The 6,060-nt window shown below is 37.1% G+C and carries 6 protein-coding genes; 1 reads left to right on the forward strand and 5 read right to left on the reverse strand.

The features are described 5' to 3' along the window. Positions 1-211 precede the first annotated feature (211 nt). The 5 genes from ACQKIM_RS27375 to ACQKIM_RS27395 form a co-directional block, all read right to left on the reverse strand. A complete protein-coding gene (locus ACQKIM_RS27375; RefSeq protein WP_427550012.1) occupies positions 212-1,000 on the reverse strand; it encodes an HAD family hydrolase in 789 nt (262 codons plus the stop codon). 131 nt (positions 1,001-1,131) lie between these two features. Then, entirely contained in the window at positions 1,132-1,380 is a 249-nt protein-coding gene (locus tag ACQKIM_RS27380) for a DUF3006 domain-containing protein (protein WP_427550014.1), read from the reverse strand. Beyond that, complete coding sequence (locus ACQKIM_RS27385; protein ID WP_427550017.1) at positions 1,367-2,542, reverse strand: MBL fold metallo-hydrolase; 1,176 nt, start codon at positions 2,540-2,542, stop codon at positions 1,367-1,369. The genes ACQKIM_RS27380 and ACQKIM_RS27385 overlap by 14 nt, the downstream gene beginning before the upstream one ends. Before the next feature lie 84 nt (positions 2,543-2,626). Next, positions 2,627-3,769 (reverse strand): glycerate kinase, encoded by a 1,143-nt coding sequence (locus ACQKIM_RS27390; protein ID WP_427550019.1) that lies wholly within the window; start codon positions 3,767-3,769, stop codon positions 2,627-2,629. 112 nt (positions 3,770-3,881) lie between these two features. Next, positions 3,882-5,387, reverse strand: a complete 1,506-nt coding sequence (locus tag ACQKIM_RS27395; protein ID WP_427550022.1) for a coproporphyrinogen III oxidase — start codon at positions 5,385-5,387, stop codon at positions 3,882-3,884. 164 nt (positions 5,388-5,551) lie between these two features. Here ACQKIM_RS27395 and ACQKIM_RS27400 point away from each other — a divergent pair, with 164 nt between their 5' ends. After that, positions 5,552-5,914: a hypothetical protein gene (locus tag ACQKIM_RS27400; RefSeq protein ID WP_427550025.1), complete on the forward strand. Its 363-nt coding sequence runs from the start codon at positions 5,552-5,554 to the stop codon at positions 5,912-5,914. The last annotated feature ends 146 nt before the right edge of the window (positions 5,915-6,060 follow it).

Consider the following 6,060-nt stretch of genomic DNA (forward strand, 5'->3'; position numbering starts at 1 on the left):
TCAGCGTCACAGATGAGACCCTGGAGCGAGCAACGCGAGTGAAGCGGCTCATCGGACGCCCCCAGGAAAGCACTCAGTCGGAACGGAGATCAACCTCTCGTTTTGAAAAAGGGCTATACTTTTTTATTTGTCACCTTGATTTCATTGACATAATATATTTCAACAACTTGAAAAATGTACTGATCCTTTGTTGGATCAGTACATTTTTGATTTATAGCTTACTCACAAGTTCTAAAAGTGCAGTTAAAGAGTCTACCTCATAAGTTGGCGTAACAGTACCAGTTGGAGCATTGTTTTCACGATTAATCCATACATTCCGCATGCCCACACGTGATGAGCCTAAAATATCAGTATTTAAATTATCGCCTACCATAATGGCATCATCAGCTGTAATGCCAGCTTTCTCCATAACATGCTCGAAAATTGAAGCATCTGGCTTTCCTTTGCCAAAGTCTCCAGAAATAATAATATGGTCAAAATATGGCGCTATTTCTGGTGTAATTGTCAGCTTTAAGTTCTGCAGGCTTGGAGCACCATTCGTTAATAAAATGAGCTGATACTTTCCTTTTAGCTCATCCAGCACTGTAAATGTATCCTCATATAAAAATGGGGATACCTTACGTTCTGCCACAAATCGCTCGCCAAGCTCTGCACCTAACTTCGCATCACTAATTCCTAACGATCCTAAGCCCTTTGTCCATGAAGCTGTACGGTACTCTGGTACAATTCCCTTCATCTTTTGGAAGGAATCTGTTGGATCATCAAATGTTCCCCAAAGACCTTCAAATGGGTTAATACCAATTAACACTGTATAATCGTATGTTTCATAGCCCTCGTAGAGCGTACGAGCTTCCTTTCGTACCGCTTCCTCTAGCTCTATCGGATTTACATTATGTATAGTTGCTGCATATTGACAAGTTTTTTCAAAAGCTGTTTTAACCGATTTTTTATCCCACAGCAGTGTATCATCTAAATCAAAAATAATTGTATTAATTGACATTGTGTCAGCTCCTAGCTTCCTTTAATACTGCTTATTTTAGCATATTTTCAAAATATTTAGGATGGCATTTTATGCACATTCCTTCTAAATTAAACAAGCTATGCGTAACCTTACGCACAGCCTGTCATGTACTATTTATTTTTATTACGCAGACGTTCCATCAAGCTCTTTACCTCAGCTTTTTTTTGCTCTGTTTCCTCTAGTAAAATTTCAATATGATAAATGTCGTTAATTTCTTCAATTAACACACGATCACCCACCTGTACTGGCTTATTCATGGCGGATTGTAATATGATTAGTTGCTCCTCTTCCTCTGGATACTTCAAGAAAACTGCATAGCCATCTTCAATACGGTCTAAGGTGTATTTAGTCGAGCTCACTAACAAGTTCCCCTTTCGCATTCTTTAATTGTGCAGCATCTCCATCATTTAACCAAATTTGTTTCTTCGTCCACTTTAAATAATTTTGGCCTTCTCTCGCATCTGTTCCACTTGTCACATAAATAATTTTACCTGGCTGTAATGTCACATTTGGAAATTGGAATACTTGATTCCCCTCTATTGAAATAAGCTGCCAATCTTTTAACGATACTGCTTCACTGCCATTATTTTTAATACCGACAATCTCATCTATTAAATCCTTACTAACAATCTCTACACTTACGGTATTTGGAGGTGTTGTAACAATGGCTCCTGACCATTCTTTTGAATGCACATCATAGTTTACCCCATCTGTGGATACGATAACCGTTCCTGCTTCTGCAGTTGCATAAATCTTACTACCAACAGCTTGCAATCGCTCAACGACTTCAGCATGAGGATGCCCGTATTTATTTCCTTCCCCATAGCTTAAGACGGTTACTTCTGGCTGCACTGCTTGAATAAATTTCTCCGAGCTACTAGTATTTGAGCCATGATGACCTGCCTTTAAAACTGTTGCCTGTATATCATTTTGTAGCATATCTTTTTCTAATGCTATTCCCGCGTCCCCTGTTAATAAAAATGAAACATTGCCATACACTATTTTTAAAACAATGGATGCATCATTATTATCTGTAGCATGTTCATTAGCATTTAATACCTTTACAATAAGATCATCATCAAACGCTATATTTTCTCCTGTTGTTGGAACATGATAAGGAATATTTTTCGTATCAATTAGTGTCAGCATTTCTTCAAAGGTTTGAGATGTATGTACCTTTCCTGAATCATAAAATTGACCAATATCGATTGATTGTAACACAGGAATTAAGCCCCCAATATGGTCAGCATCAGGATGTGTTGCTACAACTATATCGAGCTTGTTTACACCTAGCTCTTTTAAATATGAAACCACCTGCTGCCCTGCCCCCTTGACACCTCCATCCACAAGCATTGTCTTACCATTTGCCGACTCAATGAAAATAGAATCTCCCTGCCCTACATCAAGAAAATGGACACGCATTTCTTGTCCAGCAGTTACTGGTACTTTTTCTGTCTTTAAAGCCTCTGTACAGCCCGCTAATAAAAAAATACAAAAAAGTACTATTATTAATTTTTTCATCTTCTTACTTCCTTTCTATTTTTCTATTATACAAAAAAGAGCAGCTTGGAACTGCCCTCTATTTCTCTTCAGCTAAAATCTCCCCTAAGATGAAACACTCCTCTGTAAGAGATACTCAAATATTTTTTTGGTTTTCAGACGAATACACTCATAAGGCTTTTGCATTGCCTGTTGTACACTAACCTTTTCATCTACTAAAGACTCAACAACCGTAAAATAATCATACAATGCAGGTTTATCAGTATCATCAATAATTCCAGACAATAAGATTGCCTGAGCATTGGCTAATCTGGCTGCCTTTGCTATTCCTAACGGAGCTTTTCCATGTAATGTTTGACGATCTGATTTCCCTTCACCTGTCATAACGAATTGAGCATCTTCTATATGTTGTTTTAATTGAACAGCATCAATTACAATATCAATGCCTGCTGAAAAGCTACTATTTAAAAAGGCTATGAATGCACCGCCCATTCCTCCTGCAGCACCTGCCCCTTTGAAATTATGTAATCGAATGCCATATTGCTTTTCAACAATGTCTGCAAGCTGCTTTAAACAGGTATCAAAACAAGCAATTTGATGCTCTTTAACGCCTTTTTGAGGTCCAAATATAGCTGTTGCCCCTCGTTCTCCGATTAAAGGATTATCAACATCACATGCAATTGTAAACTGGGCTTCAGCTAATCGCGAATCTAGACAACTATTATCAATGAAGGCTAGTTCTAATAAAGCTGACACTCTATCTTCAATTAATGACCCATCCTTTTTTCTAAATTGCAGTCCCAATGCCTTTAACATGCCAATACCAGCATCATTTGTAGCACTACCGCCAATTCCAATAATAAACTTCCTAAACCCCTGATCTAGTGCAGCTTTAATCAACTGACCAGTTCCATATGTTGATGCCAGTTCAGGATTTTTTTCATTATCCTGCAACAACATAATGCCAGATGCCTGAGCCATTTCAATCACACATGTAGTATTATCACCTAGCACACCATATCTCGCCTCTATTTCTCTCCCTAATGGATCAAGCACCTGTGTCGAAAAATAATGACCATTTGTAGCAATAACAAGTGATTCCAATGTGCCTTCTCCACCGTCTGCAACAGGTAACATCACGGTTTTAATTGCTTGGTCTACATCCATGATTCCTGCCTGCATTGCATCAGCCACCTCGATGGCTGACAAAGTTCCCTTATATGAATCTGGACTAATAACGACCTTCATTTTACTCCTCCACTTCATTTATTTAATTTCAGCTTTAAGATGATTATACTTTAGAGCAAACACTCTTGTGAGCGTGAAAAAAGCAATCCGAACAACTCAGATTGCCTTTGCCTTACATTTTATATAATTCATCTAAAAACTCAATTTTTTTATCTATAGCATCTTCAAATGTCATGATATAGGCAGCAGGGTCCTTTGGATTATGGAACTGCGTAATTTTCCCTGTCTCAGGATGAACAAATTTAGAAGAAGCGCCACAGCCGATTCCTAAAATTGTCTGTACCTCTTCCATGATAACAATATTATAGATGCTTTCCTCACCAGCTTTACTATAACCGACATTCTCTAAATTACCTAAAATATTTTTTTGTCGATATAAATAGTACGGAACATAGTCATTTTCCTTTGTCCAATCTTGTGCCATCTGCATCATTTCTGCAACAGTATCACGATCTGCTACTTTGTATTTATCCTTATTACGAGTCATCTCTGATGCACGCTTAAAGGATAGTGTATGGACAGTCAATGACTCTGGTTGCATCTTAGCAGATTCCTCTAAAGAATGCTGGAATTCCTCAATACCTTCATTTGGTAAACCAATAATCAGATCCATATTAATATTGTTCATACCTGATTCACGCGCAAGCCAAAACTTATCAACTGTTTCCTGAACCGTATGATGACGACCAATCGCTTTTAACGTTTCATCTGTATAAGATTGTGGATTAACACTTATACGGTCAATCCCCCATTTTTTTAACACTTCTAGTTTTTCTGTAGTAATCGTATCTGGTCTACCCGCTTCAACTGTCACTTCACGAATTGTTTCATGATATGGGAAGGAATCGTACATCGTCTGATACAACGCATCCATTTCATGAGCCTCAATAGATGTTGGCGTTCCACCACCCCAATAAATAGAAGTGATTTTCATATCGTTGTCCTTCAGCCATTTACCCATTTCTCTTAATTCAATATGCAGCCCCTCTAAAAATGTAGTGACACGGCCCTGCTTTCGGTTGCTTCCAATCGCATATGCGGGGAACGTACAATAGGCACACTTTGTTGGACAGAAAGGAATTCCGATATAAATACTTATTTCCTTTCCAATGTTATCGATATCAGGAATCGTCACTAATTGTCGTTCAACAATGTCTTTTAAGAGTGCTACCTTTTGTGCGGACAGTCGGAAGTCACGAATAAGGATGTCAGCAATTTCTCTCTCGGTCATGCCTGCTTTTCTAAATTTATGATAAAGCTTAGTTGGACGGACACCTGTTAAAATTCCCCATTGCTGTTGCATCCCTGTATATTGTTCAAGCACATCTAAAAAAACATGAGACAGGGCACGTTTAATACGAATATTTAGCTCACGTCCCTCAGCCTGCGTATCATATTTAATATGGTATTCATTTGTAAAATGCTTTCCCTCTATCTCTAATGCTGCTTTTGTAGATAAAGAAAAATCCTCAGTAACATGATGCTCGAAAGATACGGACATGTCTGCTCCTTCAGACTTTACTTTTAGCTTGGAATCCTCAAAAAATAAATTTGCAATATGATTTAATACGCGAATCCAATCCTCAGGATAATTTTGATCTATGTGAATAATTTTCATTTTCTTCGCTCTCTTCTTTCAAAATTACGGCAACCATAGTGTAACAAATTTTTATTAGGTTAAGCAAAGCAACAAATAGAAGTTTTAAATAACAGAATATTCTGTCTAAAGATAGACAATTTAAGTTATTCTCTTTATAATTTTTAGTAAAGGTGGTGTTGATAGTGGTTCTTATAAAAAATAATTATTTTTCTACAGCTCCAAGCTTTATTCACCAACTAGAAATATTATTTCATCACTTTGATTTAGAGCGCTGTGATGAAAAGACCTTTTACATTAGTGTTTTATTAAAATATCGCATGTATAAAGTTCCTTGCGATTTTATTTATATTATGGATCAAGAAGAGATTTACGGTGCTATCTCTATCAACAAGCACTACGAACAGGCACGAAAATTTATCCAGCAACATTTTCGACATGCATTATTGTATTCAGATGAATTAATATTAGCAAAAAATTTTATGCAAACCTTCCATTTCAAGCAAAATGTTCAAGTCTTTGCGAAGAAGTATCCGAAATTTTCTTAAATACTCCTGAAAGAAAAAACAGTAAGCTAGAATACCTCCTCTAGCTTACTGTCATGTTGTTGAAATACTATTATGTCAATGAAATCAAGGTGACAAATAAAAAAATATAGCTCTTTTTCAAAACGAGGGGTTGATCTCCGTTCCGA

It is taken from the genome of Lysinibacillus sp. NPDC047702, assembly GCF_050272555.1.
Taxonomy (GTDB): domain Bacteria; phylum Bacillota; class Bacilli; order Bacillales_A; family Planococcaceae; genus Lysinibacillus.

Bases quoted from the DNA above. Each gene is read 5' to 3' on its own strand.
- ACQKIM_RS27375 (WP_427550012.1), bottom strand. From the start codon at position 1,000: ATGTCAATTAATACAATTATTTTTGATTTAGATGATACACTGCTGTGG.
- ACQKIM_RS27385 (WP_427550017.1), bottom strand. From the start codon at position 2,542: ATGAAAAAATTAATAATAGTACTTTTTTGTATTTTTTTATTAGCGGGC.
- ACQKIM_RS27390 (WP_427550019.1), bottom strand. From the start codon at position 3,769: ATGAAGGTCGTTATTAGTCCAGATTCATATAAGGGAACTTTGTCAGCC.
- ACQKIM_RS27395 (WP_427550022.1), bottom strand. From the start codon at position 5,387: ATGAAAATTATTCACATAGATCAAAATTATCCTGAGGATTGGATTCGC.